General features: G+C 52.5%; 17 protein-coding genes and 1 pseudogene. 12 read left to right on the plus strand and 6 right to left on the minus strand.

The genetic code is table 11. From position 1 onward, the window contains the following. Positions 1-24: 24 nt before the first annotated feature. The 4 genes and pseudogenes from alkB to FDW92_RS06040 all read right to left on the minus strand — a co-directional run bounded on the left by alkB (position 25) and on the right by FDW92_RS06040 (position 4,157). Positions 25-715, minus strand: a pseudogene (gene alkB / locus FDW92_RS06020) (DNA oxidative demethylase AlkB). Then, a complete protein-coding gene (gene ada, locus FDW92_RS06025) occupies positions 715-1,779 on the minus strand; it encodes a bifunctional DNA-binding transcriptional regulator/O6-methylguanine-DNA methyltransferase Ada (RefSeq protein WP_042307171.1) in 1,065 nt (354 codons plus the stop codon). The pseudogene alkB and the gene ada overlap by 1 nt, the downstream one beginning before the upstream one ends. Positions 1,780-1,858: 79 nt before the next feature. Next, positions 1,859-2,911, minus strand: coding sequence for an FAD:protein FMN transferase ApbE (gene apbE / locus FDW92_RS06030; protein WP_042307169.1), 1,053 nt, complete (start codon positions 2,909-2,911; stop codon positions 1,859-1,861). Positions 2,912-3,026: 115 nt separating this feature from the next. Continuing rightward, positions 3,027-4,157 (minus strand): porin OmpC, encoded by a 1,131-nt coding sequence (locus tag FDW92_RS06040; protein WP_042307167.1) that lies wholly within the window; start codon positions 4,155-4,157, stop codon positions 3,027-3,029. Between the two features lie 740 nt (positions 4,158-4,897). Between FDW92_RS06040 and rcsD the strand changes: the two genes are divergently transcribed. Together rcsD and rcsB are read left to right on the plus strand one after the other, a co-directional pair. Continuing rightward, positions 4,898-7,567: a phosphotransferase RcsD gene (gene rcsD, locus FDW92_RS06045; protein WP_042307165.1), complete on the plus strand. Its 2,670-nt coding sequence runs from the start codon at positions 4,898-4,900 to the stop codon at positions 7,565-7,567. A gap of 16 nt (positions 7,568-7,583) precedes the next feature. Then, positions 7,584-8,234 carry a response regulator transcription factor RcsB gene (gene rcsB, locus FDW92_RS06050; RefSeq protein WP_003027592.1) on the plus strand — a complete coding sequence of 217 codons (651 nt, stop codon included), beginning with the start codon at positions 7,584-7,586 and terminating at the stop codon, positions 8,232-8,234. A 70-nt stretch (positions 8,235-8,304) separates the two neighbouring features. On the opposite strand, the gene rcsC is transcribed toward rcsB, so the two are convergent. Further along, complete coding sequence (gene rcsC, locus FDW92_RS06055) at positions 8,305-11,151, minus strand: two-component system sensor histidine kinase RcsC (RefSeq protein ID WP_042307163.1); 2,847 nt, start codon at positions 11,149-11,151, stop codon at positions 8,305-8,307. A 168-nt stretch (positions 11,152-11,319) separates the two neighbouring features. On the opposite strand from rcsC, the gene atoS reads away from it, so the two are divergent. From atoS to FDW92_RS06085, 6 genes are all read left to right on the plus strand, one after another. Then, a complete protein-coding gene (gene atoS, locus FDW92_RS06060; RefSeq protein WP_042307221.1) occupies positions 11,320-13,158 on the plus strand; it encodes a two-component system sensor histidine kinase AtoS in 1,839 nt (612 codons plus the stop codon). Further along, the gene (atoC, locus tag FDW92_RS06065; RefSeq protein WP_042307162.1) at positions 13,155-14,540 is read left to right on the plus strand and encodes an acetoacetate metabolism transcriptional regulator AtoC; all 1,386 of its coding nucleotides are present in this window, start codon (positions 13,155-13,157) and stop codon (positions 14,538-14,540) included. The genes atoS and atoC overlap by 4 nt, the downstream gene beginning before the upstream one ends. A 198-nt stretch (positions 14,541-14,738) precedes the next feature. Further along, the gene (gene atoD, locus FDW92_RS06070; RefSeq protein ID WP_038642220.1) at positions 14,739-15,398 is read left to right on the plus strand and encodes an acetate CoA-transferase subunit alpha; all 660 of its coding nucleotides are present in this window, start codon (positions 14,739-14,741) and stop codon (positions 15,396-15,398) included. 2 nt (positions 15,399-15,400) lie between these two features. Continuing rightward, the gene (locus tag FDW92_RS06075) at positions 15,401-16,051 is read left to right on the plus strand and encodes a 3-oxoacid CoA-transferase subunit B (protein ID WP_038642222.1); all 651 of its coding nucleotides are present in this window, start codon (positions 15,401-15,403) and stop codon (positions 16,049-16,051) included. Continuing rightward, a complete protein-coding gene (locus FDW92_RS06080; protein WP_042307159.1) occupies positions 16,048-17,370 on the plus strand; it encodes a TIGR00366 family protein in 1,323 nt (440 codons plus the stop codon). Before FDW92_RS06075 ends, FDW92_RS06080 begins: the two co-directional genes overlap by 4 nt. A 30-nt stretch (positions 17,371-17,400) precedes the next feature. Then, complete coding sequence (locus FDW92_RS06085; RefSeq protein ID WP_042307156.1) at positions 17,401-18,585, plus strand: acetyl-CoA C-acetyltransferase; 1,185 nt, start codon at positions 17,401-17,403, stop codon at positions 18,583-18,585. Positions 18,586-18,627: 42 nt separating this feature from the next. Here the strand turns inward: FDW92_RS06085 and gyrA are convergent, their stop codons facing one another. After that, the gene (gene gyrA, locus FDW92_RS06090) at positions 18,628-21,264 is read right to left on the minus strand and encodes a DNA topoisomerase (ATP-hydrolyzing) subunit A (protein ID WP_042307154.1); all 2,637 of its coding nucleotides are present in this window, start codon (positions 21,262-21,264) and stop codon (positions 18,628-18,630) included. Positions 21,265-21,422: 158 nt separating this feature from the next. Between gyrA and ubiG the strand changes: the two genes are divergently transcribed. The 4 genes from ubiG to yfaE all read left to right on the plus strand — a co-directional run bounded on the left by ubiG (position 21,423) and on the right by yfaE (position 26,353). Continuing rightward, positions 21,423-22,151, plus strand: a complete 729-nt coding sequence (gene ubiG, locus FDW92_RS06095; RefSeq protein WP_038642230.1) for a bifunctional 2-polyprenyl-6-hydroxyphenol methylase/3-demethylubiquinol 3-O-methyltransferase UbiG — start codon at positions 21,423-21,425, stop codon at positions 22,149-22,151. A 420-nt stretch (positions 22,152-22,571) separates the two neighbouring features. Next, a complete protein-coding gene (gene nrdA / locus FDW92_RS06100) occupies positions 22,572-24,857 on the plus strand; it encodes a class 1a ribonucleoside-diphosphate reductase subunit alpha (RefSeq protein ID WP_042307152.1) in 2,286 nt (761 codons plus the stop codon). Positions 24,858-24,968: 111 nt separating this feature from the next. Then, entirely contained in the window at positions 24,969-26,099 is a 1,131-nt protein-coding gene (gene nrdB, locus FDW92_RS06105; RefSeq protein ID WP_042307151.1) for a class Ia ribonucleoside-diphosphate reductase subunit beta, read from the plus strand. Continuing rightward, complete coding sequence (gene yfaE / locus FDW92_RS06110) at positions 26,099-26,353, plus strand: class I ribonucleotide reductase maintenance protein YfaE (protein ID WP_042307150.1); 255 nt, start codon at positions 26,099-26,101, stop codon at positions 26,351-26,353. The genes nrdB and yfaE overlap by 1 nt, the downstream gene beginning before the upstream one ends. Position 26,354 lies beyond the last annotated feature (1 nt).

Genomic DNA, 26,354 nt, shown 5'->3' on the forward strand with positions numbered 1-26,354 from the left:
GGACAAGTAATAACAGCCCGCAGTTTAAACATCTCTTTGCCGACAGCAATAATAATTCTTATTTTTATTCTTTTTTACCAGCCTGGCGAAACGTCAGATTGTAACGACAGTCACCGGTTAACGGATGATACCCTGTCTTAAGTGGCTGGATCCCATGATAAAACAACCGTGAGTTCCCACCCCATACCACGACATCGCCATGCTCCAGCAGTAAACGTTTTAAAGGGTCATTACGGCGCAAACCGCCAAACTGAAAGATGGCTGGTAACCCCAGCGAGACAGAAACGATAGGCGCCCGCAGGTCAGGTTCGTCTTTATCCTGATGTAATGACAGTTTCGCCCCTGGCGTGTAGCGGTTAATCAGGCAGGCATCGGGTTGAAAATCAGCATAGCCCGCTGCGGTTGACGCCAACTGGCACAGGTCCGCGAAAGTATCCGGCATCGGCGGCCAGGGCGTACCGGATAGCGGGTCAAACGGTGAATAAAGGTAGCCATGTTGATCCGTCGTCCAGCCCAAATGACCGCAGTTGGTCATCGCCACCGACATCGTGTAACCGCCGGGCGTCACCATCTGGCGAAACGGCGACTGTCTGGCGACAGCCGCGATCGCCTGCAGTAAAGACGGTGCGGACTCAAAGGCAAAACGTCGCAAAATTACCGCGCCGGATGCCAGCGGTTCTTGCCAGGGTTTCTCATCCGCAAAGAGATCAAGCATTACGTTTCCTCCCCAGTGGTTTCTCGTTGCAGTAACTGCGCTTTGCGCGCAATACCCCAGCGGTAGCCCGAAAGCGCACCATCATTGCGGATCACCCGGTGACACGGGATGACAATCGCCAGTTTGTTAGCTCCGCAGGCGCTGGCCACCGCGCGTACCGCTTTCGGTTTGCCGATGGCGCTGGCTAACTGCTGGTAGCTAACCGTCTTACCACATGGGATTGCGCGCAGCGCTTGCCACACCTGCAGCTGGAATGCGGTCCCGCGAATATCCAGCGGCAGAGACAACGACGTATTGCGCGTATTAATCACGGCGATGACTTCACGCACATGCTGCTGGAAATCGGCATCGGCTGCTTCATCCTGAGCGGCGGGAAACAGCTCATGCAGTTCCGCAACCAATGTAGCATCATCATCACCCAACAAGATCGCGCAGATACCGCGTTCGCTTTCCGCCACCAGGCAACGACCCAGGGCGCAATCTGCCAGGGTATAGCGCACAGAAACGTTGTCGCCGCCTTTGCGAAATTGCCTGGCGGTCATCCCTAGTGCCTGATCCGCTTGTCGGTAATAGCTGCTGCTGTCGGGGAATCCGGCGTTCAGAATCGCCTGGGTTACTGGTGCCCCTTTTGCCAGGGCATCGCGCAGACGACGAGCGCGCCAGGACTGCTGCCACGCTTTCGGGGTCATGCCCGTCGTGGCTTTAAACAAGCGATGTAAATGATACGGACTCATCGCCACCTGCTGCGCCAGGTCATCCAGCGTGAGAGGCGACTCCTGCTCCAGCAACTGACAGGCGTGGGCTATTTTGTCCAGCCGATGCTGCTGCGCACTATCTTTATCCGGCTGGCAGCGTTTACAGGGCCGAAACCCGGCGGCCTGCGCCTGCTCGGCATCAGCAAAGAAACTGACATTTTTGCGCAGCGCATGCCTCGCCCGACAGGACGGACGGCAGAAAATACCGGTGGTGTGGACGGCGAAAACAAACTGACCGTCGGCGTCAGCATCACGATCCACAACAGACTGCCAGCGGTCATCATCAGTTATGCGTAAACGACTTTTCATTATGGACTCCTTTGTTAAGCATAGCGCTTAGCCTCAGTGTGTCCTGATAGCCAGGTATAAAAACCCGCAATCTTGCTTTTTAATTTTTTTCGCTGAGCAGAAAGCTTTTAAACTGCGGCGACATCCAGGTTTTAAACCCTTGCCCCTCTTTCACAATCATATACACCGCCAGCCCTTCACGACGCACCACTTCTTTGGCCTTTTCCGGGCCGAGCACCATCAAACCGGTATCCCAGCCGTCAGCCTCCAGCGCCGTAGGGGCTATCACCGTCACAGACACCAGATTATGTTCGATCGGACGACCGGTTTGCGGATCGATAACATGCGACAGGCGTTTACCGTCCAGCTCGTAATAGTTACGGTAGCTACCGGAGGTGCTGATGCCGTGCCCGTTAATGTCGACAACCGCTTGCACCGCGTTTTCACGATCGGTGGGTTTCTGGATCGCCACCCGCCATGGATGTCCTTCCGCATTCATACCACGACTGTTTAGCGCACCGCCAACGGAAACCAGATAACGGGCGATCCCCTCTTGCTCCATCAGTCGCGCCAGATGATCGGCGGCATAACCTTCACCAACGGTAGACAGATCCACATACAGATCCGGCAAGTCTTTTTGCAGGTAGTTGCGTTGCGCCTCATTCACTACCTTCAGATGTGAAAGTCCGGTTTGCGCTTTTGCGGCATCAATTTGCGCCTGAGTAGGAATGTGCACGGGTTGCTGATCCGGACCAAAACCCCACAGGTTGACCAACGGTCCCACGGTGATATCCATCGCCCCATCGGTTTTCGCGCCAATTCTCAGCGCCGACGTGACGATATCCGCCATAGCGTCATTAACCGGCCACGGCGACAGGCTTTTCGACAGATTAAAGCGCATCAGGGCAGAATCATTTTTATAGGTTGAAAGAAGCTGATCGTCAGCATCAAGCTGAGTCTGGATCTTCTCCTGCAACTCCCTGGCGCGTTTGGCATCCACGCCCACCGCGCTGACCCGCCAGAAGGTGCCCATCGTTTTACCTTCCAGAACGGTGGCGGATTGTGTGGTCTGAGCCGGTTTCGGGGCCTCATCGCACCCGACAAAAAAGATCGTCACAGCCAGTAGCGCTGCGCGATAAAAATTCATTTCCATACGTAATTATCCTCATGCGAACGGGCGCAAGAGTACACCAAAAATCGTTGTTTGTACGGCGAAAAAAAAGCATTAAAAAAGGCCCCGTAGGGCCTTTTAACAACATGAACGCAGATTAGAACTGGTAAACCAGGCCCAGTGCTACGATATCATCGGTAGCGATACCAGCATCACGTGTAAAGTTGTTGTCATCCAGCAGGTTGATTTTGTAATCAACATAGGTGGACATGTTTTTGTTGAAGTAGTAGGTTGCGCCAACATCAACATATTTCACGATGTCCTGGTCACCGTAGTTTGTGAAGCCATTGTTAATGTCTTTACCTTTGGACTGCAGGTAAGCCACGGATGGACGCAGACCGAAATCAAACTGGTACTGCGCCACAACTTCAAAGTTCTGTGCTTTATCGGCAAAGCCATAGGCAGCAGTCGGATTGCTACCGTTAGAGGTACCAAAACGGGTCGCGTTATAGGACTGAGAGTACTGTGCAGCCAGGTAAACATTATTGGCGTCGTATTTCAGACCACCTGTATAAACGGTTGCACGATCGCCATTGCCAAAGAGAGCAGCGCGTGTCGCATTCTGATCAGCAGTACGTTTAGACGTCGTGATAGCACCACCGATACCAAAGCCAGCGCCGATATCATAGGTCACAGATCCGCCGTAACCGTCGCCGTTCTGAGTCAGCAGGCTGCGGCCACTTACGTTTTCACCGCTAACGCTGCCGTTTTTACCCTGGTACTGCAGGGCAAAGTTCAGGCCATCAACTAGGCCAAAGAAATCAGTGTTACGGTAGGTCGCATAACCGTTACCACGCTGCTGCATGAAGTTGTCCGCACCATAGGTGTCACCGCCAAATTCCGGCAGAACGTCGGTCCAGGACGTTACATCATAAGTTACACCGTAGTTACGACCGTAGTCGAAAGAACCTGCATCCGCGAATTTCAGACCTGCAAATGCCACACGCGTCCAGGCGTCGTTGCTGGCTTCACTCTGGTTGCCTTGAATCTGGTATTCCCACTGGCCGTAACCGGTCAGTTGGTCATTAACCTGGGTTTCGCCTTTGAAGCCGATACGCATATAGGTCTTGTCACCATCATCACCTTTGTTGTCGGAGAAATAGTGCAGACCATCGACTTTACCGTACAGGTCTAATTTGTTGCCGTCTTTGTTGTAAATTTCAGCCGCATTTGCTGCGCCTGCTACCAGCAGAGCCGGTACCAGGAGGGACAGTACTTTAACTTTCATGTTATTAACCCTCTGTTATATGCCTTTATTGCTTTTTTATGCCACTGCTCACTGGCTAACCCTCATTAACCAGTCGGCAACTTCATTCTCCGCAAAAACACAGAATAATCCAACACGAATATGATACTAATACTTTAAAGATGTTTCATTTATCTATGTAGATGTTTCAAAATATTAACAAAAGGGAACTTTTTTAATTAAGAAAATGGAGAGAATAAGCACAAATAGTCAAGAATTATTATAAAATACATATAAATCAATTAATTAAACAAATCAAAACCATAGCACTGAATGATAAAAAAAAATCTTCACTCGCAACTAAAATAGACTCGCTATCATCATTAACTTTATTTATTACCGTCATTCATTCATGAATGTCTGTTTACCCCTATTTCAGCCGAATGCTCTGCGTTCGGTTTTTTTTTACTCTTCTTTACACAAAGCTGACTGTTCTGTGCTACCGATGAACAACTATCACGTCTATTAACCATCCCGTCACGTTGAGATCAGAAATAAACCTTATTATTAATTTCTTGTTATTTAATGCTAAATGTATACATTCACTACAAAATATTTGTACCCGCTATTCTTCGCTGTACATCTTTGCATCATCGGGGGTTACAGCAAAATGCGGCGCAGACAATGCAAACTCTGTCGCATGCTCCAGGTATGGCAATTCATACATTACCCTTTATACTGCCCCTTCATGTTTCGCGTCGTTTAACAGGTCATAAACACGAATGAGTCAGTCTGACACAACGGCTTCTACCCGATTCTCTCTCCTACCGGGAAATATTACCCGTTACTTCTTATTACTGATCGTGGTGCTGTTGGTGATGATGGGCGTCATGGTCCAGAGCGCCGTCAATACCTGGCTAAAGGATAAGAGCTATCAGATTGTCGATATCACCCATGCCATTCATAAAAGGGTCGATACCTGGCGATACGTGACCTGGCAAATTTATGACAATATTGCTGCCACGCCCAGCTCGCCTGGCGCAGAAGGGCTGCAGGAAACTCGCCTGAAACAAGATGTCTACTATCTTGAAAAACCTCGCAGAAAAACCGAGGCGCTGATTTTCGGCTCGCATGACAGCTCTACGCTGGAGATGACCCAACGAATCTCAACCTATCTGGATACGCTATGGGGCGCGGAAAATATTCCATGGTCAATGTATTACCTCAATGGTCAGGACAATAGCCTGATCCTTATCTCAACATTGCCGCTGAAAGATCTGACTTCCGGCTTTAAGGAATCGACGATCGGTAATATTGTCGACTCCCGGCGCGCTGAAATGCTGCAGCAGGCCAATGCGCTGGATGAGCGCGAAAGCTTCTCGTCGCTGCGCCGTCTGGTCTGGCAAAACGGACATTACTTCACGCTGCGCACGACCTTTAATCAGCCGGGACATCTGGCAACGGTTGTCGCCTTTGACCTGCCGATTAATGACCTGATCCCTGCCGGCATGCCGCTGGACAGTTTCCATCTGGTCCCTGATGCCAGTTCAACGACTGAACACGTCAATGAAAAAGAGTCGCCTGACAGCGTCAGTATTAGCTTCAACAACAGTAAAATTGAGATCTCATCGGCGCTGGACTCAACGGATATGCGGCTGGTCTGGCAGGTTCCGTTTGGCTCATTGTTACTTGATACGCTGCAAAACATTCTTCTGCCGCTGTTACTGAACATCGCGTTGCTGGCTCTGGCGCTGTTTGGTTATACCACCTTTCGTCACCTCCCTGCCCGTTCAACCGAAGTGGCGCCAAATCTTGCGGCAAATAATGAACTGCGGATCCTGCGTGCGATCAATGAAGAGATTGTTTCCCTGCTGCCGCTGGGATTACTGGTGCACGATCAAGAAGCCAACCGCACGGTAATTAGCAATAAAATTGCCGACCACCTGCTGCCGCATTTAAATCTGCAAAACATTACCAATATGGCGGAGCAGCATCAGGGCGTCATTCAGGCCACTATCAATAATGAGCTATATGAAATCAGGCTATTTCGCAGCCAGATCTCATCGCGAACCCAGATCTTTATCATTCGTGACCAGGACCGTGAAGTACTGGTTAATAAAAAGTTGAAGCAAGCGCAACGGCTGTATGAGAAAAACCAACAGGCTCGCGCAGCCTTTATGCAGAATATTGGTAATGCGCTGAAAGACCCGGCTAAAACACTGGCTGCTAATGCCGCCGCGCTCAATACCCCCGACAGCCAAAAACTGGCCAATCAGGCTGACGTTTTGGTTCGCATGGTGGATGAAATCCAGTTGGCTAACTTGCTGGAAAGCGACGCCTGGAAAGGTGAATCAACGCTGTTTTCCGTACAGGCGTTGATTGACGACGTGGTCCCGGAGGTGTTGCCGGCCATTAAGCGTAAAGGGCTGCAGCTACTGATTAAAAATCACCTTAGCGCTCATGACGAACGCCGTGGCGACCGCGATGCCCTACGTCGTATTTTGCTGCTGCTGATTCAATATGCGGTAACCACCACGCAGATTGGTAAAATCACGCTGGAAGTCGACCAGGATGAATCGGAGGCTGAACGTCTGACCTTCCGCATTCTGGATACCGGGGAAGGCGTCACGTTACAGGAAGTTGATAACCTGCATTTCCCATTCATTAATGACACACAAGGCGATCGTTATGGCAAAGCCAACCCGTTGACGTTTTGGCTGTGCGATCAGTTAGCCCGTAAGCTGGGTGGACACCTGAACATTAAAGCGCGGGAAGAGCTTGGAACACGTTATATAGTCCATGTTAAAATGCCACTGCACGATCAACATGCTGATAGTGAAGAGCGCCTGTTAGATGACGTCTGCGTAATGGTTGATGTGACCTCTAATGACGTACGGAGCATCGTATTACGTCAACTGGAAAACTGGGGAGCAACCTGCATCACGCCCGACGAACGGTTGAATAGTCAAGAATATGATCTCTTTTTAACAGATAATCCGTCTAATCTTACTGCCTCGGGCTTGCTTTTAAGCGATGATGAGTCTGGCGTACGGAAAATTGGCCCCGGTCAGCTGCGCGTCAACTTTAATATGAGCAATGCTATGCAGGAAGCTGTCCTCGAGCTGATAGAAGAGCAGTTGGCACAAGAAGAGCTCCAGGAGCTCCCCCTCGGCGGAGATGAAAACGCCGAACTTCATGCCAGCGGTTACTATGCACTCTTTGTTGACACAGTACCGGATGATGTTAAGAGGTTGTATACTGAGGCAGCAATCAGTGATTTCGCTGCGTTAGCCCAAACGGCTCATCGCCTGAAAGGCGTGTTTGCCATGCTTAATCTGGTACCCGGCAAGCAGTTATGTGAAGCGCTGGAACATCTTATTCAAGAGAAAGATGCTCCAGGTATAGAAAAATACATCAGCGACATTGACGCATACGTCAAGAGCTTGCTGTAGCAAGGTAGCCCAATACATGAACACTATGAACGTAATTATTGCCGATGACCACCCGATTGTACTGTTCGGTATTCGTAAATCACTTGAACAGATCGAGTGGGTAAATGTTGTCGGCGAATTTGAAGACTCCACAGCACTGATCAACAATTTGCCTAAGTTAGATGCTCATGTGTTGATTACCGACCTCTCCATGCCGGGAGATAAATACGGTGATGGGATCACGTTAATTAAATACATCAAGCGCCATTTCCCGAGCCTGTCGATTATTGTTCTGACCATGAACAATAACCCGGCCATCCTGAGCGCGGTACTGGATCTCGATATTGAAGGGATTGTCCTGAAGCAAGGCGCGCCAACAGACCTGCCGAAAGCGCTGGCCGCGCTGCAAAAAGGGAAGAAATTTACTCCGGAAAGCGTTTCTCGTCTGCTGGAGAAAATCAGCGCCAGTGGCTATGGCGACAAACGTCTGTCACCGAAAGAGAGTGAAGTTCTGCGTCTGTTTGCCGAAGGTTTTCTGGTTACGGAAATTGCCAAAAAGCTCAACCGCAGTATTAAAACCATCAGCAGCCAGAAAAAATCGGCGATGATGAAACTCGGTGTGGAAAACGATATCGCACTGTTGAATTATCTCTCTTCCGTGACGCTGAGTCCTTCAGATAAAGAGTAAGTAACTGCCGATGGCACTGCGTTTATCAGACCTACGAACAACTTGTTTCGTAGGTCTGATAAGAGATCTCTTATCCCCGCGCATTCCTCACTCTTTCCGCATAGACCGTCAGAGTTTGCTTCAATACATCCAATGTCACTGGCTTGGAAAGACAGCTATCCATACCGGATTCCAGACAACGCTGCTTCTCTTCAGCCAGCGCGTTTGCCGTCACGCCCACAACCGGCAACGTTAAACCTAACTGGCGGATGCGCTGAGTCAGGCGATAACCATCCATATTTGGCATGTTGACGTCGCTCAGCACGATGTCGATATGGTTTTTACTCAGTACATTGAGCGCATCGACACCGTCATTCGCCGTTTTACACTGATATCCCAACGATCCCAGTTGATCGGCCAGTAAACGCCGGTTGATAGGATGATCGTCGACCACCAGTATCATCATGTCATCATTGGTCGCGCCGACTTTATCCGGGGCAGGGAGCGCCGTGGAGAGTTCTTCACTCCCCAGATCAACGCTGTAAATATGCGCCAGCAGCGCGGGCAGTTCGTGCGGTGACGCCACGCTGTGCACCCACTCCCCTGGCCCCCTTTCTAACGGAATCCCAATATGGCGACGGCAGAAAATCACCGCGGCACGTCCTTGCCACGCCTGTTCCAGCACATCGTCGGCAACCAACAAGTCATCAGCGTCCGGGTGCTGCCCCTCATAACGCAGCACCCTCACCCCGTTACGCGTCAGACTGGATTCGACAAAGCGATACAGCGATGCGTTACGCACCGCCAGCCAGCAACGGGTACCTGCCAGTCCTTCTACGCCTTTTTTCTGCGGATACTGGGCGCCATAAAGAGGAATACGGAGCGTAAACTGGCTGCCCATTCCCGGTTCTGAATCAACGGAAATATCGCCATCCATCATGCTGATCAGTTTTTCACAGATAGCCAAACCGAGCCCGGTTCCCTGGAAATTACGCTGTACGCCAGTGCCCACCTGGAAGAAAGGATCGAACAAACGGACCACTTCTTTGGCGGGGATCCCCACCCCGGTATCACGCACACGGATACTGAGGTAATCACCGTCACACTGCACATGCAGCACAATGCAGCCGGTATCGGTAAACTTGATCGCGTTACTCAGCAGATTGGAGATCACCTGCTGTAAACGCATAGGATCGCCATTCAACGCGACGGGCACATCCGGGTCGATAAAACAGTACAATCCCAACTGCTTACGCACCACCAGCGGCAGATAGTTTGCCGTAATATGGCTCATCACTTCACGCGGTGAGAACTCGCGCGGTTCAATCTTCAACTGTTCAGATTCAATTTTCGAGAAATCGAGAATATCGCTGATAATTTTCAACAGCAGGCTGGAAGAGTTATTCATCGCCGTCACCAGGCGATCCACCCCGTTGGGTAACTCTTTGGTTTGCAACAAATCGAGGTTACCGATAATGCCATACAGCGGCGTGCGCAGCTCATGGCTCACTGTCGCAAGGAACATCGATTTGGACTGACTCGCCTGTTCCGCCGCCTGGGCCATCTCCTGCAACGACTCTTCCATTTTAACGCGCGCGCTGACGTCAACCAGGACGCAAATTGCCACGTTTTCATTGCGATAGCGCGAATGCACAAAGCTGATTTGAAGATTGGTATTGTTACTGGTCAGCACATCGACAAAATTGACCTGCTGGCCGCAGATGATTTGCGTTAACCGTTGCCGGTCTTCATGCGTCAGCATATTCAGATAGGTATGCGCCAGTTCATTACTCAGGATGTTAATGCCATCCAGCGTGCGCAAAATACAAATCCCCACCGGCGCGGAAGCCACGATTTTACGGTTAAATTGCTCGTGTTCCTCCAGGCGCTGAGCATCGCTTTCCGCAGGAATAAAAATGCGCCGCTCATACATACGCGTGAGCATAAATAATGCCGCGCCGACCAGCACATTCAGCAGGATAGCGTTCAGGATCATCATGCGGATCCGCTCCAGCACCAGATCCACCGGAACAGAGTACACAATGCTCAGCGATGACGGCGGCAGATTTTTCTTCAGCACCAGATCGCGAAAACCCGGCGTATAGCCAAACCAGGAACGCTCCTGCATCCAGCGTGGTTCAGCCTTAATATTCCCCTCAGGGCCGGTGAGCGAAATCAGCGCATGGCCATTTTCATCGAGAATGGTCACCCCCATCGGCAAACTGCCCGGCGTGAAGAAGTTCTCCATGCGAATAGGTTGTTCCACGCCCAGCAGCGCCTGCAGACGGTTGGCAAGATAAACCGGCGTCAGCGCATAGAAATAGCCCACTCCAGGACGCGGCCCCTGGCTAATCCAGAACAGGTTATTACCGTTTTCATCCTGCGGCGCATTGCGATACTTAATAATACGCTCATGCAGCGCTTTCAGGGCCTGGTCACGTTCGACGGGCATCTCACGCAGACCAAAATTCGCCATACAGAGATTATCGCTGCCGATCAGGAATACGCGATTCAAATCATAGGCTGCAGAAAAATTGTCGCGCCAGTAGCGCATAAACCACGCCAGCGACTCCAGAGAACCTCGCCAGGCGTTGCCCATCACCGAACAGTCGGAGTCGGCAAACAGCGGCTCAAAGTTAGGTACGACGGTTTTGTCATCCCGCGCCCGCAGCGACATCACGCCGTTTTCCGCCGTTAAGCGATTCTCAGCAATATATTTCAGCTCTTTGATAACATCTGATGTGCGCTGGATATAACGCTGGGCCTGATCGGAGCTGAGGTTAAGCTCCTGATGGATCTCAGACTCTCTCTGGTGCAGCGCGTTCACAATGTAGAACACGGAGGCAAAAGCGATCAGACACCAGATGAGGAGCGCCAACGCTCTGAACAGGTAGCGTGAGACTTTTAGGGTTGAATGAACGGAAGCAAGGTATTTCAAAGGGGCGAAGCTCCGCCTCAGGGCATTAATAGAGTGTGGTTAAGGTAGCGGTAAATGTCCGGCGTCGCAATGCCCTCTCTTTACGGGAATATGATACACCGCGCTGAAACCATTGTCCTAACCCGTGATAATCGTCGTTTGCCTGAAAAACACTGCATGGATGTCAGAATGCGCGACCTGAGATGGCTGGCTCGTCGGTTATATCCGCGACGATTACGCAACCAAATGATCATGATGGCCATTCTGATGGTCATCATTCCGACGATATCCATAGGTTATATCGTAGAAACTGAAGGCCGTTCAGCAGTCTTATCTGAAAAAGAGAAAAAACTGTCATCAGTCATAGCCCTGCTAAACGATGCGCTGGGCGACAGCTTTAACAACTACGACAACCTGCCGCGCGAAGAGCGCATTCGGGCGCTTAATCATGAGTTAGCCCCCGTTACCGAGCGAATTACCCGGGCGTTTCCCGGCGTTGGCGCAGGGTATTACCACAAAGCGCTGGATGCCATTATCACCTACGCGCCCTCTGCGCTGTATCAGAGCAATGTAGGTATCACTATCACCGACGATCATCCGGGACGCGAAGTGATGAGTAGCAATGCGCCAGTGGTCTATTCAGGGCGACAGGTGCGCGGCGACATACTCAACTCTATGATCCCAATAGAGCGCCATGGAGAGGTTATTGGGTATATCTGGGCCAATGAGCTAACCCAAGATATCCGCCAGCAGGCCTGGAGAATGGACGTCAGGATAATTGCCGTACTGGTTACCGGGCTCATCTTTAGTCTGCTGCTGATCGTGCATTTTTCACGCCGACTCAGTGCGAATATCGACATTATCACTGATGGGCTCTCAACGCTGGCACAAAAAACGCCCGCCCGACTGCCTGAACTCCCCGGCGAGCTGGGACAAATCAGCCGTAGTGTTAATGCACTGGCGCAAACGCTACGGGAAACCAAAACCCTCAACGATCTGATTATTGAAAATGCCGCAGATGGTGTGATCGCCATCGACAGACAAGGTGACGTCACCACCATGAACCCGGCGGCAGAGCAGATAACTGGCTACACGCTGCATGAACTGGTCGGACAATCCTATGCAACGCTGTTTGCCAACACGCAGTTTCATAGCCCGGTACTGGATACTCTTGAGCACGGTACTGAACACGTGGCTCAGGAGATTAGCTTTCCGGGACGTGAACGCACCATTGAGATAAGTGTTACCACCAGTCGGATCCATAACGCACACGGTGAGCTGATTGGCGCGCTGGTTATTTTCTCCGATTTAACCGCCCGGAAAGAGACCCAGCGTCGGTTGGCGCAAACCGAAAGGCTCGCCACTCTGGGTGAACTGATGGCCGGGGTCGCGCATGAAGTGAGAAACCCGCTGACCGCAATCCGTGGCTACGTCCAGATCATCCGCCAGCAAACCTCCTTGCCGGAACATCAGGAGTATTTATCTGTTGTGCTTAACGAAATTGATTCCATCAATAAAGTTATTCAACAACTGTTAGATTTTTCACGCCCGCGACAAAGCCAGTGGCAGCAGATTCAGCTCAATGCGTTGATTGAAGAAACGCTAATCCTGGTACAAACCGCCGGCCTTCAGGCACGGATTGGTTTTACCACGGAATTAGATCCCAGCCTGCCGCCGATCGTCGCCGATCGCGAACTCCTCAAGCAGGTGATCCTCAACATTTTAATCAATGCAGTACAGGCGATCGCTGCACGAGGCGAAATTCGCATTCGCACCTGGCAATACTCGGCCTCACAACAGGCCGTGATGATTGAAGATAATGGCAACGGTATCGATCTCGCCATCCAGAAGAAAATATTCGATCCCTTTTTTACGACAAAAGCATCCGGCACTGGTCTTGGACTGGCGCTGAGCCAGCGCATCATCAATGCGCATCAGGGGGATATCCACGTAACCAGCCAACCTGGCTGTGGGGCGATATTCACTCTGATTTTACCTCTTAACCCGCAGGGAAATCCGTCAGAATGAAAACGACATACCGTATTCTCATCGTTGATGATGAAGAAAATGTTCGCCGTATGCTTGCCACCGCATTTTCCCTGCAAGGGCATGAAACGCATTGCGCCAGCGACGGGAAAGCCGCGCTGAACCTGTTTAGCGAAATGCAGCCAGACGTCGTGCTGATGGATATTCGCATGCCGGAGATGGACGGCATCGACGCGCTGAAAGTGATGCGCGCGCAACAACCACGCATCCCCGTCATTCTGATGACCGCTTACGCCGAAGTCGAAACCGCAGTAGAAGCGCTACGTAGCGGAGCATTTGATTACGTGATTAAGCCCTTTGATCTCGACGAGCTAAGCATGGTGATTCAACGCGCATTGCAACTGCAGGAGATGAAACAGGAAATCCGCAATCTACACAAAGCGTTGAGTACCAGCTGGCAGTGGGGGCATATTCTGACCAACAGTCCGCGTATGATGGATATCTGTAAAGACACGGCGAAAATCGCCCTCTCACAGGCAAATGTCCTGATAAGCGGTGAAAGCGGCACAGGAAAAGAGCTGATCGCCCGCGCCATTCACTACAACAGCAAACGCGCCAATGGCCCATTTATCAAAGTTAACTGCGCGGCTCTGCCGGAGTCGCTGCTGGAAAGCGAGCTATTTGGTCATGAAAAAGGCGCTTTCACCGGGGCGCAGACGTTGCGTCAAGGGTTGTTCGAGCGCGCTCATCAGGGAACGTTGTTGCTTGATGAAATTGGTGAGATGCCGCTGGTGTTGCAGGCCAAACTGCTGCGTATTTTGCAGGAGAGAGAGTTTGAACGCATCGGCGGACACCAGACCATTCGCGTTGATATTCGCATCGTCGCCGCCACCAACCGCCGCCTGCAAACCATGGTGAAGGAAGGAACGTTTCGCGAAGACCTGTTTTACCGGCTCAACGTTATCCATTTGACTTTGCCTCCCTTACGCGAGCGTCGTGAAGACATTGCCTTACTCGCCAACCACTTTTTACAAAAATTCAGCACTGAAAATCAGCGCGATATCATCGAGATCGACCCGACGGCGATGTCAATACTCACCGCCTGGCCCTGGCCAGGTAACATTCGTGAACTGTCAAACGTCATCGAACGTGCCGTCATTATGAATACTGGCGCGATAATTTTTGCCGACGATCTCCCCGACGCTTTCCGCAACCCGGTGAGCACCACAACAGAGACAAGACCAACTCACTCCGGGGAGCGCAATCTGAAAGAAGAGATTAAGCGTGAGGAAAAACGCATTATCCTCGAAGTCCTCGACAGTCAGGATGGCAACCGCACCCGCACGGCGTTGATGCTGGGGATTAGCCGACGCGCCCTGATGTATAAATTACAAGAGTACGGCATCGACCCTTCGGGTTCCTGATACGCAAATTTGCTATGCAGAATTTTGCACACTGCGCAAAATTCTGCATAGCCCCTCGCTTTCCCTCCCCGTTAGAAACATAGAAATACATTAATAAATTCAAACAACTAAAGATTAATGCATCTTTTAAAGCATCCTGGCATTCTGCTTGCACTTCCCTGAGCGTACCCAAAATGGAGTATGCAAAAGGGAAACATAATGAAAACAAAACTGATTACCTTACAAGACGCTGCAGGCTTCTTTCGTGACGGCATGACCATCATGGTCGGTGGTTTTATGGGGGTTGGCACACCGCCTCGTCTGGTTGAAGCCCTGCTGGAATCCGGCGTCAGAGATCTGACGCTGATTGCTAACGATACTGCATTTGTCGATACCGGTATCGGGCCACTGATCGTCAATGGGCGGGTGAGCAAAGTCATTGCCTCGCACATTGGCACCAACCCGGAAACCGGTCGTCGCATGATTGCCGGCGAGATGGACGTACAGTTGGTTCCGCAAGGTACCCTAATCGAGCAAATTCGCTGCGGCGGCGCGGGTCTTGGTGGTTTTCTGACGCCTACCGGCGTTGGCACCATCGTGGAGGATGGTAAGCAGACCATCACGCTCGAGGGCAAAACCTGGCTGCTTGAACGACCATTGCGCGCCGATTTAGCGCTTATTCGCGCCCATCGCTCTGACATGCTTGGCAACCTCACCTACCAGCTCAGCGCCCGAAACTTTAACCCTCTGATTGCTCTCGCCGCTGACATCACGCTGGTTGAACCGGATGAAATGGTTGAAACAGGTGAGCTGCAGCCTGACCAGATTGTTACCCCCGGCGCCGTTATCGACCATATCGTCATTCCACAGGAGAGCTAATCATGGATGCTAAACAACGTATTGCGCGCCGGGTGGCGCAAGAGCTTCGCGATGGCGATATCGTCAACTTAGGTATTGGCCTGCCAACCATGGTAGCCAACTACTTGCCTGCAGATATTCACATTACGCTGCAATCTGAGAACGGTTTTCTCGGACTGGGCCCGGTGACCACCGCGCATCCTGATCTGGTGAACGCGGGCGGCCAACCGTGCGGTATTTTGCCAGGCGCAGCGATGTTTGATAGCGCCATGTCGTTCGCGTTGATTCGCGGCGGTCACGTTGATGCCTGTGTGCTGGGTGGGTTACAGGTCGATGAGCAGGCAAACCTTGCCAACTGGGTGGTTCCGGGAAAAATGGTGCCAGGTATGGGTGGCGCAATGGATCTGGTGACCGGTGCGCGGAAAGTCATTATCGCCATGGAGCATTGCGCGAAAGACGGCTCAGCAAAAATCCTGCGGCAATGCACCATGCCGCTCACCGCGCAGCATGCTGTGCACATGCTGGTCACTGAACTTGCCGTATTCCGCTTTATTGACGGCAAAATGTGGCTAACTGAAATTGTCGAAGGATGTGATATCGCCACGCTGCGTGAAAAAACCGAAGCGCAGTTTGCTATTGCCGACGATCTGCTCATTCTGCGAGGTGACGCATGATTGGCCGCATCGCTCGCTTTATGACACGGGTGGTCAGCCGCTGGCTGCCCGACCCGCTGATTTTCGCCATGTTGCTAACATTGCTGACCTTCGGCATCGCGCTATGGTTAACGCCACAGACGCCCATCAGCATGGTGAAATTCTGGGGTGACGGTTTCTGGAACCTGCTGGCGTTTGGTATGCAGATGGCGCTAATCATCGTGACCGGCCATGCGTTAGCCAGTTCCGGGCCGGTGAAAAGCCTGCTGCGTACGGCGGCATCCGCTGCCAAAACCCCCGCCCAGGGCGTAATGCTGGTCACTTTTTTTGGTTCGGTTGCCTGCGTTATCAACTGGGGATTCGGTCTGGTGGTCGGGGCGATGTTCGCCCGCGAAGTCGCTCGTCGGGTACCGGGTTCCGATTATCCGTTACTGATTGCCTGCGCCTACATCGGCTTCCTGACCTGGGGCGGTGGTTTTTCCGGTTCAATGCCTTTGCTGGCGGCAACGCCTGGCAACCCGGTCGAGCACGTAGCGGGGTTAATTCCTGTCGCGGACACTCTCTTCACCGGCTTCAATATCTTCATCACCGTGGCGCTGATTGTGGTAATGCCGTTCATCACGCGCATGATGACGCCAAAACCTGCAGATGTGGTGAGCATCGATCCGAAACTATTACTGGAAGAAGCTGATTTTCAGAAGACGCTGCCGCCAGACGCGCCGCCATCGGAAAAACTGGAAGAAAGCCGCATTCTGGCACTGATCATCGGTGCATTAGGTATTGCCTATCTGGGCATCTACTTTGCCGAGAAAGGTTTCAACATCACCATCAATACCGTCAACCTGATGTTTATGATTGCCGGTCTGCTGCTGCATAAAACACCGATGGCCTATATGCGTGCCGTCAGCGCTGCCGCACGTAGCACCGCCGGGATTCTGGTGCAATTCCCCTTCTACGCCGGTATTCAGTTGATGATGGAGCACTCCGGTCTCGGCGGGCTTATTACCGAGTTTTTCATTAACGTCGCCAACAAAGATACCTTCCCGCTGATGACCTTCTTCAGTTCAGCGCTGATTAACTTTGCCGTGCCGTCCGGCGGCGGCCATTGGGTTATTCAGGGACCGTTCGTCATGCCTGCGGCGCAGGCGCTGGGTGCCGATCTTGGCAAATCAGTGATGGCCATCGCCTACGGGGAGCAGTGGATGAACATGGCACAACCATTCTGGGCGCTACCGGCTCTGGCCATCGCCGGGCTGGGCGTGCGCGACATTATGGGGTACTGCATCACCGCCCTGCTCTTCTCCGGCGTCATTTTTGTTATTGGATTGACCCTGTTCTGACGGCAACAACTTCTTAAAAGGAACTGAAAAATGAAAAACTGTGTCATCGTCAGCGCGGCACGTACCGCAATCGGCAGTTTTAACGGCGCACTGGCAACAACGGGTGCCGTCGAGCTTGGAGCCACCGTCATTAGAGCCGCCCTTGAGCGTGCTCACCTTGACCCTCAACGCGTGGACGAGGTGATTATGGGCAACGTGTTGCAGTCAGGACTCGGACAAAATCCGGCGCGTCAGGCATTGTTAAAAAGCGGCCTGTCCGACACCGTTTGCGGCTTTACCGTCAACAAAGTGTGCGGCTCGGGCCTGAAAAGCGTAGCGCTTGCCGCCCTCGCAATTAAGGCAGGACAAGCTCAGGCGATCGTGGCGGGAGGGATGGAAAACATGAGCCAGGCCCCCTACCTGTTAGACGCAAAGGCCCGCTGGGGATATCGTCTTGGTGATGGGCAATTGTCAGACGTTATTCTGCGCGACGGCCTGATCTGCGCCGAGCATGGGTACCACATGGGGATCACCGCAGAAAATGTCGCCAAAGAGTACGGCATCAGCCGCGAAATGCAGGATGAACTGGCACTGCAGTCACAGCGTAAAGCCGTGGCTGCAATCGCGTCCGGCGCATTCGAGGCTGAAATCGTGCCCGTCAGCGTGTCGTCTCGTAAAAAAACCATCATCTTTGAGCGCGACGAGTTCCCCAAAGCTGACTCGACGGCGGAAGGGCTCGCCGCCTTGCGCCCAGCCTTCGATAAAACAGGAACCGTCACCGCAGGCAATGCTTCGGGGATCAACGACGGTGCGGCGGCATTAGTGGTAATGGAAGAGTCTGCGGCGCTGGCGGCAGGGCTAAAACCACTGGCACGGATCAAAGCCTGGGCCAGCGGTGGCGTGGCACCGGCGATGATGGGGATGGGGCCGGTTCCGGCCACGCAAAAAGCGCTACAGCTGAGCGGGCTGCAGCTGTCCGATATCGATCTTATCGAAGCCAACGAGGCATTTGCCGCGCAGTTTCTTGCCGTCGGCAAAACGCTGGGGTTCGATCCGCAAAAGGTTAACGTCAACGGCGGGGCTATTGCGCTGGGACATCCTATTGGCGCCAGCGGCGCACGAATTCTGGTTACGCTGCTGCATGCGCTACAGGCACGCGATCAAACGCTTGGGCTTGCCACGCTGTGCATCGGCGGCGGTCAGGGAATCGCAATGATTGTGGAACGCATGAATTAAAAAAAGGGCCGGATTTCTCCGGCCCTTTTCATAACATCTCAATTACTCGTCAGCGTCATCCGCTGCATCATCATCAGTTTCTGCTTCAGGCGCGATATCATCGTCGCCCTCAGCGGCACTTCCGTCGATGGAGTCGAGTTCTTCATCATCAACCGGCTCAGCAACGCGTTGCAGACCCACGACGTTTTCATCTTCCGCAGTACGGATGAGGATCACGCCCTGGGTATTACGCCCTACTACGCTGATTTCCGACACGCGAGTACGCACCAGCGTACCTGCATCGGTGATCATCATGATCTGGTCGGTATCTTCAACCTGCACCGCGCCAACAACAGAGCCGTTGCGCTCGGTCACTTTGATGGAGATAACGCCCTGAGTCGCACGAGACTTGGTCGGATACTCTTCTGCCGCGGTACGCTTACCGTAGCCGTTTTGCGTCACGGTCAGGATAGCGCCTTCGCCGCGCGGAATAATCAGAGAAACGACTTTGTCTTCGCCTGCCAGTTTGATACCGCGTACGCCGGTCGCGGTACGCCCCATCGCACGAACGGCATCTTCTTTAAAGCGCACCACTTTACCCGCGGCAGAGAACAGCATAACTTCGTCACTACCGGACGTCAGGTCAACGCCAATCAGTTCGTCGCCTTCGTTCAGGTTAACCGCAATGATACCGGCGGAACGCGGACGGCTGAACTCAGTCAGCGCGGTTTTCTTCACCGTACCGCTGGCGGTCGCCATGAAGACGTTCACACCTTCTTCGTACTCGCGTACCGGCAGAATAGCGGTGATACGTTCGTTCGCTTCCAACGGCAGCAGGTTGACGATTGGACGTCCACGCGCGCCACGGCTGGCTTCCGGCAACTGATAAACCTTCATCCAGTACAAACGACCACGGCTGGAGAAGCAGAGGATCGTGTCATGGGTGTTAGCCACCAGCAGGCGGTCAATAAAGTCTTCTTCTTTAATACGTGCTGCTGATTTGCCTTTACCGCCACGACGCTGTGCTTCGTAATCGGTTAACGGCTGATATTTCACGTAGCCCTGATGAGACAAGGTTACGACAACATCTTCCTGGCTAATCAGATCTTCGATGTTGATGTCAGCACTGTTCGCGGTGATTTCGGTACGACGTTCGTCGCCGAACTGCTCGCGAATCAGCTCCATCTCTTCACGGATAACTTCCATCAGACGATCTGCGCTGCCCAGAATGTGCAGCAGTTCAGCGATCTGCTCCAGCAACTCTTTGTATTCGTCGAGCAGTTTTTCATGCTCAAGGCCAGTCAGTTTCTGCAAACGCAGATCCAGAATCGCCTGGGCCTGCTGTTCAGTCAGGTAGTACTGACCGTCACGCACACCAAATTCCGGCTCCAGCCATTCAGGACGCGCGGCGTCATCACCGGCACGTTCCAGCATGGCGGACACGTTGCCCAGCTCCCACGAACGCGCCACCAACGCAGCTTTCGCTTCTGCCGGGGTCGGCGCGCGGCGGATCAGGTCGATGATGGGGTCAATGTTCGCCAGCGCAATCGCCAGCGCTTCAAGGATATGCGCGCGGTCGCGGGCTTTACGCAGTTCAAAGATAGTACGGCGCGTTACGACTTCACGACGGTGACGTACAAACGCGGCAATAATATCTTTCAGGTTCATGATCTTCGGCTGACCATGGTGCAGCGCAACCATGTTGATACCGAAAGAAACCTGCAGTTGGGTCTGGGAGTAAAGGTTGTTCAGAACCACTTCCCCGACCGCATCGCGTTTCACTTCAATCACGATGCGCATACCGTCTTTATCAGACTCGTCACGCAGCGCGCTGATGCCTTCAACACGTTTGTCTTTTACCAGCTCGGCGATTTTCTCGATCAGGCGCGCTTTGTTCACCTGATACGGAATTTCATGGACGATGATGGTTTCACGGCCGGTTTTGGCGTCAGCTTCGACTTCCGCGCGGGCGCGAATGTACACTTTGCCACGACCAGTACGGTAGGCTTCTTCGATACCACGACGACCGTTAATGATCGCGGCGGTCGGGAAGTCCGGACCCGGAATATGTTCCATCAGCCCTTCAATGCTGATGTCTTCATCGTCAATGTATGCCAGACAGCCGTTGATCACTTCCGTCAGGTTGTGCGGCGGAATGTTGGTTGCCATACCTACCGCGATACCGGACGAACCGTTCACCAGCAGGTTAGGAATTTTGGTCGGCATGACGTCAGGAATTTGTTCGGTGCCGTCGTAGTTATCGACGAAATCAACCGTTTCTTTTTCCAGGTCAGCCATCAGCTCATGGGCGATTTTCGACATACGGATTTCCGTATAACGCATCGCCGCTGCGGAGTCGCCATCGACAGAACCAAAGTTACCCTGACCATCTACCAGCATGTAACGCAAGGAGAATGGCTGCGCCATACGAACAATGGTGTCGTAAACGGCGGTATCACCATGAGGGTGGTATTTACCGATTACGTCACCAACGACACGGGCAGATTTTTTATAGGCTTTATTCCAGTCGTTGCCCAATACGTTCATGGCGTAAAGTACGCGACGGTGAACCGGTTTCAGGCCATCTCGGACGTCTGGCAGCGCACGGCCAACAATGACCGACATCGCATAATCCAGATATGAGCTCTTCAGCTCTTCCTCAATGTTGACCGGTGTAATTTCTCTCGCAAGGTCGCTCATCTAACCGCTATCCCTCTACTGTATCCCGGATTCAAAGGTCGCAAATTATAACACATTCGCACAGATTCAGGTAAATGGATTCCCCCTGACAGAGGCTTTATTCATCCCGTCAGGCTGATATACTCATTTGCATCGCAAATTTAGGAGTAGAAGCCCCAATGAATGCCGAAAAACCCCCGGTAAGCCACAACGTTGACCATGAAGAAATTGCCAAGTTTGAAGCAGTCGCGTCACGCTGGTGGGACCTTGAGGGTGAATTTAAGCCACTGCACCGCATTAACCCGCTGCGTCTGGGCTACATCACGGAGCGCTCAGGCGGCCTGTTTGGTAAAAAGGTACTCGACGTAGGCTGCGGCGGCGGCATTCTGGCAGAAAGTATGGCGCGCGAAGGCGCAACCGTCACGGGCCTGGATATGGGCTTTGAACCGTTACAGGTAGCAAAACTGCATGCGCTGGAGAGCGGTATCCAGGTCGAGTACGTCCAGGAAACCGTCGAAGAGCACGCGGAAAAACATGCGCACCAGTATGACGTGGTGACCTGCATGGAAATGCTGGAGCACGTGCCGGACCCGCAGTCGGTGGTCAGCGCCTGCGCCAGGCTGGTTAAACCGGGCGGCGAAGTGTTTTTCTCCACGCTTAACCGCAACGGCAAATCCTGGCTGATGGCCGTGGTCGGAGCGGAATATATTTTGCGCATGGTGCCGAAAGGCACGCATGATGTGAAAAAATTTATTAAGCCTGCAGAGTTATTACAGTGGGTAGATCAGACCGTGCTGAAAGAGCGTCATATGACCGGCTTGCATTACAACCCGATCACCAACAGCTTTAAACTCGGTCCGGGCGTTGATGTGAACTATATGGTCCATACCACCGCCAGTGTTGATTAACCGCTTCCTGTAAGCCGGATAAGGCGTCCAACGCCGCCATCCGGCATGCTGACAGGAACAGGGCCTGATGGCGCTTCGCTTATCGGGCCTACAAATCCTGTGCCAGATCATAAGAACTTTCTTCGCCTTAGATGAAGAAATCAGCACTCGATCAAATTTTCTATTTTTTTTCTCAATTATTGACATCCCCGCCAGGCCTTATAAGACGCGCACTTAGCGATTCTTACCCTTTTGCAACCTCAATTTAACGTCAAAATCAACTCTTGTGCTGAAAAGAATCCCTACTAGAATACTCACCATATAGCGTCTATTTTATCAAACAACCCCTACATATAGTATTTATCCACAGACTTAGTCACAACATGGCTCTGTGGATAATATGGGGGATATTTTTTCTTTCACGGACAGGTAAAAAACCACATGAATCAGAGTCTGCTGGTGACAAAGCGTGATGGTAGTACAGAGCGCATCAATCTCGACAAAATCCACCGAGTTCTGGATTGGGCGGCAGAAGGACTGAATAACGTATCGATTTCTCAGGTCGAGCTGCGCTCTCATATTCAGTTTTATGACGGTATCAAAACGTCCGATATCCATGAGACGATCATCAAAGCAGCCGCCGACCTGATCTCCCGCGAGGCGCCGGATTATCAGTACCTGGCTGCCCGCCTGGCCATTTTCCACCTGCGTAAAAAAGCCTACGGCGAGTTTGAACCGCCTGCACTTTACGACCATGTCGTGAAAATGGTTGAAATGGGCAAATACGACAATCATCTGCTGGAAGACTACACGGAAGAAGAGTTCAAGCAGATGGACTCGTTCATCGTACACGACCGTGATATGACCTTCTCCTATGCTGCGGTGAAGCAGTTAGAAGGTAAATATCTGGTGCAAAACCGTGTCACCGGTGAGATTTATGAAAGCGCGCAGTTCCTCTACATTCTGGTAGCGGCCTGCCTGTTCTCTAACTATCCACGTGAAACGCGTCTGCAATATGTAAAACGTTTCTACGATGCCGTTTCAACGTTCAAAATTTCTCTGCCGACGCCAATTATGTCCGGCGTGCGTACCCCAACCCGCCAGTTCAGCTCCTGCGTACTGATCGAGTGCGGCGACAGCCTGGATTCCATCAACGCCACCTCCAGCGCTATCGTGAAATACGTTTCTCAGCGCGCCGGTATCGGTATCAACGCCGGCCGCATCCGTGCGCTGGGCAGCCCGATTCGCGGCGGTGAAGCGTTCCACACTGGATGTATTCCGTTTTACAAGCACTTCCAGACCGCGGTGAAATCCTGCTCGCAAGGCGGCGTGCGCGGCGGTGCGGCCACCCTGTTCTACCCAATGTGGCATCTGGAAGTCGAAAGCCTGCTGGTGTTGAAAAACAACCGTGGCGTTGAAGGCAACCGCGTGCGTCATATGGACTACGGCGTACAAATCAACAAGCTGATGTACACCCGTCTGCTGAAAGGCGGCGACATTACCCTGTTCAGCCCGTCCGACGTGCCGGGGCTGTACGACGCGTTCTTCGCCGATCAGGACGAGTTCGAACGTCTGTACACCCAATATGAAAACGACGACAGCATCCGTAAACAGCGCGTGAAAGCGGTCGAACTGTTCTCCCTGATGATGCAGGAACGTGCCTCTACAGGCCGTATCTATATCCAGAACGTGGACCACTGCAACACCCACAGCCCGTTCGATCCGGTAGTCGCTCCGGTGCGCCAGTCCAACCTGTGTCTGGAAATCGCCCTGCCGACCAAACCGCTGACCGACGTTAACGACGAAAACGGCGAAATCGCGCTGTGTACGCTGTCCGCTTTCAACCTCGGCGCGATTAAGAGCCTGGACGAGCTGGAAGAACTGGCCGTACTGGCGGTGCGCGCGCTGGATGCGTTGCTGGATTATCAGGATTATCCAATCCCGGCCGCCAAACGCGGCGCGATGGGCCGTCGTACGCTGGGTATTGGCGTCATCAACTACGCCTACTGGCTGGCGAAAAACGGTAAGCGTTATTCTGACGGTAGCGCCAATAACCTGACCCACAAAACCTTCGAAGCCATTCAGTATTACCTGCTGAAAGCTTCTAACGAGCTGGCAAAAGAGCAAGGCGCGTGCCCGTGGTTTAACGAAACAACTTACTCCCAGGGTATCTTGCCGATCGATACCTATAAGAAAGACCTTGATGCTATCTCTGACGAGCCACTGCACCTGGACTGGGAAGCGTTGCGCGAGTCCATCAAAATTCACGGCCTGCGTAACTCCACGCTGTCTGCGCTGATGCCGTCGGAAACCTCTTCGCAGATCTCTAACGCGACTAACGGTATTGAACCACCGCGCGGCTACGTGAGCATCAAAGCGTCTAAAGATGGGATTCTGCGTCAGGTCGTGCCGGACTACGAACACCTGCACGACGCCTACGAACTGCTGTGGGAAATGCCGAACAACGACGGCTATCTGCAACTGGTAGGTATCATGCAGAAGTTTATCGATCAGTCGATTTCTGCCAACACCAACTATGATCCGACGCGTTTCCCATCAGGAAAAGTGCCGATGCAGCAGTTGCTGAAAGACCTGCTCACCGCCTACAAATTTGGCGTCAAAACGCTGTATTATCAGAACACCCGCGATGGTGCGGAAGATACTCAGGACGATCTGGTACCGTCCATTCAGGACGATGGCTGCGAAAGCGGCGCATGTAAGATCTGATGAATGTTGCCGGGTAGCGCTACGCTTACCCGGCCTACGATTGCACGGTTTGTAGGCCGGATAAGGTGTTTATACCGCATCCGGCGCTCATCCCACAAAGGATTCACATCAATGGCATACACCACTTTTTCACAGACGAAAAATGATCAGCTTCTGGAACCGATGTTCTTCGGCCAGCCGGTGAACGTCGCCCGCTACGATCAGCAAAAATATGACATCTTCGAAAAACTGATCGAAAAGCAGCTCTCTTTCTTCTGGCGTCCGGAAGAGGTCGATGTTTCCCGCGATCGCATCGACTTCCAGGCGCTGCCGGAGCATGAAAAGCATATCTTCATCAGCAACCTGAAGTATCAGACGTTACTGGACTCCATTCAGGGTCGTAGCCCGAACGTCGCGCTGCTGCCGTTAATCTCGATTCCTGAACTGGAAACCTGGGTCGAAACGTGGGCGTTTTCTGAAACTATCCACTCGCGCTCTTACACCCATATTATCCGTAACATCGTGAACGATCCGGCGGTGGTGTTTGATGATATCGTTACCAACGAGCAGATCCAGAAGCGCGCGGAAGGCATTTCCTGCTACTATGACGAATTGATCGAGATGACCAGCTATTGGCATCTGCTAGGGGAAGGCACCCATACCGTTAATGGCAAAACGGTTGTCGTGAACCTGCGTGAGCTGAAGAAAAAGCTGTACCTGTGTCTGATGAGCGTGAACGCGCTGGAAGCCATTCGCTTCTACGTCAGCTTCGCCTGCTCCTTCGCCTTCGCCGAACGTGAACTGATGGAAGGCAACGCGAAAATTATTCGTCTGATCGCCCGCGATGAAGCCCTGCACCTGACCGGTACGCAGCACATGCTGAACCTGCTGCGCAGCGGTGTAGACGACCCAGAGATGGCGGAAATCGCAGAAGAGTGTAAGCAAGAGTGCTACGACCTGTTCGTGCAGGCCGCGCTGCAAGAGAAAGAGTGGGCGGACTATCTGTTCCGTGACGGTTCGATGATCGGCCTGAACAAAGATATTCTGTGCCAGTACGTTGAGTACATCACCAACATTCGTATGCAGGCTGTTGGGCTGGATCTGCCGTTCCAGACGCGTTCTAACCCGATCCCGTGGATCAACACCTGGCTGGTGTCCGATAACGTACAGGTTGCGCCGCAGGAAGTGGAAGTCAGCTCCTATCTGGTCGGCCAGATCGATTCCGAAGTTGATACCGACGATCTGAGTAACTTCCAACTCTGATGAGCCGCGTTACTCTACGCATCTCTGGCACACAGCTGCTGTGCCAGGATGAACACCCTTCCCTGCTGGTCGCACTCGAATCGCACAATGTTGAAGTCGAATACCAGTGTCGTGAGGGTTACTGCGGTTCCTGCCGTACCCGCCTGGTAGCGGGACAGGTGGACTGGATTGCAGAACCTCTGGCCTTTATTCAGCCGGGAGAAATATTGCCCTGCTGTTGCCGGGCAAAAGGCGATATTGAACTTGAGCTGTAAC

Origin of the sequence: Citrobacter sp. wls706 (genome assembly GCF_005281305.1) — a bacterium.
Taxonomy (GTDB): domain Bacteria; phylum Pseudomonadota; class Gammaproteobacteria; order Enterobacterales; family Enterobacteriaceae; genus Citrobacter; species Citrobacter werkmanii.

What these genes read in the sequence shown, in the direction of transcription:
- atoS (WP_042307221.1), top strand. Translation starts at nt 11,320, where the DNA reads ATGCGCGACCTGAGATGGCTGGCTCGTCGGTTATATCCGCGACGATTA.
- FDW92_RS06085 (WP_042307156.1), top strand. Translation starts at nt 17,401, where the DNA reads ATGAAAAACTGTGTCATCGTCAGCGCGGCACGTACCGCAATCGGCAGT.
- ubiG (WP_038642230.1), top strand. Translation starts at nt 21,423, where the DNA reads ATGAATGCCGAAAAACCCCCGGTAAGCCACAACGTTGACCATGAAGAA.
- nrdB (WP_042307151.1), top strand. Translation starts at nt 24,969, where the DNA reads ATGGCATACACCACTTTTTCACAGACGAAAAATGATCAGCTTCTGGAA.
- rcsD (WP_042307165.1), top strand. Translation starts at nt 4,898, where the DNA reads ATGAGTCAGTCTGACACAACGGCTTCTACCCGATTCTCTCTCCTACCG.
- yfaE (WP_042307150.1), top strand. Translation starts at nt 26,099, where the DNA reads ATGAGCCGCGTTACTCTACGCATCTCTGGCACACAGCTGCTGTGCCAG.
- FDW92_RS06075 (WP_038642222.1), top strand. Translation starts at nt 15,401, where the DNA reads ATGGATGCTAAACAACGTATTGCGCGCCGGGTGGCGCAAGAGCTTCGC.
- atoC (WP_042307162.1), top strand. Translation starts at nt 13,155, where the DNA reads ATGAAAACGACATACCGTATTCTCATCGTTGATGATGAAGAAAATGTT.
- nrdA (WP_042307152.1), top strand. Translation starts at nt 22,572, where the DNA reads ATGAATCAGAGTCTGCTGGTGACAAAGCGTGATGGTAGTACAGAGCGC.
- FDW92_RS06080 (WP_042307159.1), top strand. Translation starts at nt 16,048, where the DNA reads ATGATTGGCCGCATCGCTCGCTTTATGACACGGGTGGTCAGCCGCTGG.
- FDW92_RS06040 (WP_042307167.1), bottom strand. Translation starts at nt 4,157, where the DNA reads ATGAAAGTTAAAGTACTGTCCCTCCTGGTACCGGCTCTGCTGGTAGCA.
- ada (WP_042307171.1), bottom strand. Translation starts at nt 1,779, where the DNA reads ATGAAAAGTCGTTTACGCATAACTGATGATGACCGCTGGCAGTCTGTT.
- rcsB (WP_003027592.1), top strand. Translation starts at nt 7,584, where the DNA reads ATGAACACTATGAACGTAATTATTGCCGATGACCACCCGATTGTACTG.
- atoD (WP_038642220.1), top strand. Translation starts at nt 14,739, where the DNA reads ATGAAAACAAAACTGATTACCTTACAAGACGCTGCAGGCTTCTTTCGT.
- apbE (WP_042307169.1), bottom strand. Translation starts at nt 2,911, where the DNA reads ATGGAAATGAATTTTTATCGCGCAGCGCTACTGGCTGTGACGATCTTT.
- gyrA (WP_042307154.1), bottom strand. Translation starts at nt 21,264, where the DNA reads ATGAGCGACCTTGCGAGAGAAATTACACCGGTCAACATTGAGGAAGAG.